Annotated in this window: 3 protein-coding genes and 1 pseudogene; 2 read left to right on the forward strand and 2 right to left on the reverse strand. The window is 73.4% G+C overall.

Annotated elements, in window-relative coordinates; all coding sequences use genetic code 11:
• The first annotated feature begins 359 nt into the window (after nucleotides 1-359).
• Together mshA and ACIBK8_RS35655 are read left to right on the forward strand one after the other, a co-directional pair.
• On the forward strand, nucleotides 360-1,763 hold the full coding sequence (gene mshA / locus ACIBK8_RS35650; RefSeq protein ID WP_399046831.1) for a D-inositol-3-phosphate glycosyltransferase: 1,404 nt from the start codon (nucleotides 360-362) through the stop codon (nucleotides 1,761-1,763).
• A complete protein-coding gene (locus ACIBK8_RS35655) occupies nucleotides 1,756-2,307 on the forward strand; it encodes a YbjN domain-containing protein (RefSeq protein WP_399046832.1) in 552 nt (183 codons plus the stop codon). The genes mshA and ACIBK8_RS35655 overlap by 8 nt, the downstream gene beginning before the upstream one ends.
• Nucleotides 2,308-2,364: 57 nt before the next feature.
• On the opposite strand, the gene ACIBK8_RS35660 is transcribed toward ACIBK8_RS35655, so the two are convergent.
• Both ACIBK8_RS35660 and ACIBK8_RS35665 read right to left on the reverse strand, forming a co-directional pair.
• Complete coding sequence (locus tag ACIBK8_RS35660) at nucleotides 2,365-3,816, reverse strand: alpha/beta hydrolase family protein (protein ID WP_399046833.1); 1,452 nt, start codon at nucleotides 3,814-3,816, stop codon at nucleotides 2,365-2,367.
• Nucleotides 3,817-4,071: 255 nt separating this feature from the next.
• A pseudogene (locus ACIBK8_RS35665) lies at nucleotides 4,072-4,248 on the reverse strand (GNAT family N-acetyltransferase); the annotation flags it as partial.

The raw sequence follows: 4,248 nt of genomic DNA on the forward strand, positions 1-4,248 counted from the left end.
GCTACGAGCGCAAGGCTGACCACTTCCTCGCCTTCACCAGCATCGCCTGCACCCTCATCTGCTACCGCAGACTCGCCAAATGAGATGACTTCTAAGCCGCGGCCGGGAGCGGCCCGTCCGGCGGCCGGGTCAGGGGCGCTGTCTGCCGGGTGCCGGACCGGGGCGCCGCTTGCCGGTGCCGGGCCCGGGGGCCGGATCCCGGAGCCGCCGGTGATCATGCCGTGGCTCGATTCCGTCCACGACTTGGTCACACTTTGGCAAAGCCGGGCACACGGGGCGCCCGGAGGAATTGGACGGCCATATTCCGTTGTTAGAGGGGGTCGGAGACGCGCAGCCCGCCCAGTAGGAGGTAGCTCGCAGTGAGCTCATACGTGTCCCGGCTCCGCAGCCGTCCGCACGGCCCGTTCCCGGGCCCGGCCAGGCTGCGCATGGGCGCCGCTCGGCGACCGCGCCGGGTGGCCATGCTCAGCGTGCACACCTCCCCGCTCCACCAGCCGGGCACCGGCGACGCCGGCGGGATGAACGTCTACATCGTCGAACTCGCCAAGAAGCTCGCCGCGATCAACATCGAGGTCGAGATCTTCACCCGTGCCACCACCGGCACCCTCCCGCCCTCCGTCGAGCTGGCCCCCGGCGTCCTCGTCCGGCACGTCGACGCGGGCCCCTACGAAGGGCTGGCCAAGGAGGAGCTGCCGGCCCAGCTCTGCGCCTTCACCCACGGCGTGATGCAGACCTGGGCGGGCCACCGCCCCGGCTACTACGACCTCGTGCACTCCCACTACTGGCTCTCCGGGCACGTCGGCTGGCTCGCGTCCGAGCGCTGGGGCGTGCCGCTCGTGCACGCCATGCACACCATGGCCAAGGTCAAGAACGCCTCGCTCGCGGCCGGCGACACCCCGGAGCCCGCGGCCAGGGTCATCGGCGAGACCCAGGTCGTCCGCGCCGCCGACCGGCTGATCGCGAACACATCCGAAGAGGCGGACGAGCTGGCGCGGCACTACGAGGCCGAGCCCGGCCGGGTCGCCGTCGTGCACCCCGGCGTGAATCTGGACCGCTTCCGGCCCACCGGCGCCACCGGATCCGGGCTCGCCGGAGCCGCGGGCGAGGCCGCCGTCGCCGAGAGCAGGGCCGCCGCCCGCGCCCGCCTCGGACTGCCGCAGGACGCCGTCATCCCGCTGTTCGCCGGCCGCATCCAGCCGCTGAAGGCGCCCGACGTCCTGCTGCGCGCGGTCGCCGTGCTCCTGGAGGACGACCCCGCGCTGCGCTCGCGCATCGTCGTCCCGGTGGTCGGCGGGCCCAGCGGCAGCGGTCTCGCCAAGCCCGAAGGGCTCCAGAAGCTGGCCGCCAGGCTCGGGATCGCCGACGTCGTACGCTTCCGGCCGCCGGTCGGCCAGGAACAGCTCGCGGACTGGTACCGCGCCGCGTCCGTCCTGGTCATGCCGTCCTACAGCGAGTCGTTCGGGCTCGTCGCCATAGAGGCGCAGGCCAGCGGCACCCCGGTCGTCGCGGCTGCGGTCGGCGGCCTGCCGGTGGCGGTGCGCGACGGCGTCAGCGGCTACCTCATCGGCGGCCACGACCCGGCCGACTACGCCCGCGCGCTCGCCCGCTTCGCGGCCGACCCCGCGCAGGCCGCCCGGATGGGGGCCGCGGCAGCCCGGCACGCCCAGTCCTTCGGCTGGGACACCGCGGCCACGGCCACCGGCGACGTCTACTCCGCCGCGATACAGGAACGCCGCCGTCACCTACGATCACTCCATGGGTGACGACAGGACGAAGGAGCGGGCGGCGGACCCGACGGCGACGGCAGGTGCGGTGATCGCGCGCACCCTCGACGACGCGGGCCTCGACTGGGAGAGCCCCGTCGACGGCACCTACGTCGTCAAGCTGCCCGGCACCCGCAAGCTCTCCACGACCTGCTCCTTCGTCGTCGGCAAGCACTCCCTGTCCATCAACGCCTTCGTCGTCCGCCACCCCGACGAGAACCACGAAGCCGTCCACCGCTGGCTGCTGGAGCGCAACACCCGCCTCTACGGCGTCAGTTACGCGATCGACAAGCTCGGCGACATCTACCTCGTCGGCAAGCTCCCGCTCGCGGCCGTCACCGCCGATGAGCTCGACCGCATCCTGGGCACGGTCCTGGAGAACGCCGACGGCAGCTTCAACACCCTGCTGGAGATGGGCTTCGCCACGGCGATCCGCAAGGAGTACACCTGGCGGGTCGCCCGCGGCGAATCCACCCGCAACCTCGACGCGTTCACCCACCTGACCCGGCAGCCCGCGCCGCAGGACCCGGACGGGACACCCTGACGGCGAGACGGCCTGACACCGGGACACCCTGACCCCGGGACGCCCCGCCCCGCACCCCTACGGGACGAACCGCATCTCCGGGTAGCGCGCCGCGGGCCCGTCCAGCAGCCCGCCGTCGTCCCGGCCACGCAGCCACTTGTCGAAGAACGCCGACACATACGCCTTCTGCGCGGCGACCGCCCGCCCCGGATCGACCGTGCCGACCATCTCCGCGACGTCCTTCCCCGGCAGCTTCAGTGCCGCGGCGACCTGCGGTATCAGCGACTCGGCGTCCGTATAACTCGCATGTGCTCCCCCTTCCAGCATCACTCCGCGGTGCCACCCCCGGCTGTGCTCCCAGGCGGCGCCCCACGAAGCAACCGTGTGACGGCTGTCGCCGTCCTTCCCCATCAGCATCAACGGCCGGTCCACGCCGTCGGTTCCCACCCGCGAAGGATGCGAGGGATCGTCGTCCTCCTGCGTGTAGCCCATGACGCCGTCCATGTTCACCGCCGCCTTGATCCGCCGGTCGTCGTGCAGGGCCAGCGCCGCGGTGAAACCGCCGGCCGAGTGCCCGAACATGCCGACCGCGTCGAGGTCCAGCGCGCCGCGCAGCCCGCCGGGAAGCCCGCCGCCCGCCGCGGACGGCCCGTCGGCCCGCGCCAACTCGTCCAGCACGAAACGGGTGTCGGCCACCCGCACATCCGTCACCTTCTTCAGCAGCTCGGGAATCCGCCCCGCCTTCTGCGCGCGGGCCATCTCGGCGGGTATCACGCTGCGGGCCACCCGGCCGCCGGGGAACTGCACCGCCGCGGCCTCGTAGGTGTGGTCGATGCTCACCACCACGTAGCCACGGGAGGCCAGTTCGTCGCAGAGGGTGCTGCCGAGCGACCGCGGATCGCCCGCGCCGGGGGAGTAGAGCAGCACCGGCAGCCGCCCGTGGGACCGCTCGGGCGGCGCGCCCCGGTGTGCGGCGGTACGGGTGGCCGCCCAGTCGACGGCGCCCCGCGGCACGTACTCGGAGAAGGCGTTCATCGCGTCGAACCCGGCCGCCTCGCCCGGCAGCATCTGCGGCGCACGCGGATACCGCCCGGCGTCCGCGCCCGCCGGATAGCGCACGCTCACCATCAGCGCGCGGCGCTCCCCGGAAACCCACGGGTCGCGGCGCTCGTGGTCGGTCAACTGCAGGGACACCACGCCCACTCGGTGGGATCCCGTAGGGGCCGGCAGGTGCATCCGGACGGCCTTCGGCGCCGGGCGGGCCGAGTCGGCCGATGGCGCGCTCGTCCGCGTCGCGGCCGGTCGCGGCGCCCCGGCCGGTGTCCCGTCCGCCGCCCCCGCGGACGCCCCGGCGGAGGTGGCGATCAGACTGACGGCCATCACCAGCGCCCCCACCGCCGCCGACCGCCGCACCGACCGCTGCTCCCTGGCCAACCGGGCTTCCCGCTCCGCGCTTTCGGCCGTACCCGCCCCGGCACCCTCGCCCGTCCCCATGCCCCAGCCCATCCCGTCCTCGCCCCCGATTCGCACGTCTGCTGCCGCCGACGGCAGGGCGGCGCGGCTGCGGTCCTGTCATTCCCCCGTCCCGCGCCCCGTCCCGCGCTGCGCCCTGCCGTGGCCCTTCCAGGATCGTGTTCTGGAGGGGGCCGCGCGATGGTGGGGGCACCCGAGCGGGGGGTGTGGCTAGCACGACCCTGTACCCCGTACCCCCGGAATCACGGCGAAGGAGATCGTGGCTCTCCGCGCGAAGGAGCGGGACGCCCCCGCGCACGGAGAGCCCGGGTATCAGATCCCGAAGGGTGCCGCGTAGTGGACGGTGCCGCTGGGCAGCGGGTGGGTCTCGTCGAGGGTGAGGGCCATCATGGCTTCGTCCGGGACGTCGATGGTCAGGCCGATGCCGTGGGTTGAGGCGCGGGTGAAGCCGAAGCGCGGGTAGTACGTGGGGTGTCCGAGGACGGTGAC

Source organism: Streptomyces sp. NPDC050161 (genome assembly GCF_044460025.1).
GTDB lineage: Bacteria > Actinomycetota > Actinomycetes > Streptomycetales > Streptomycetaceae > Streptomyces.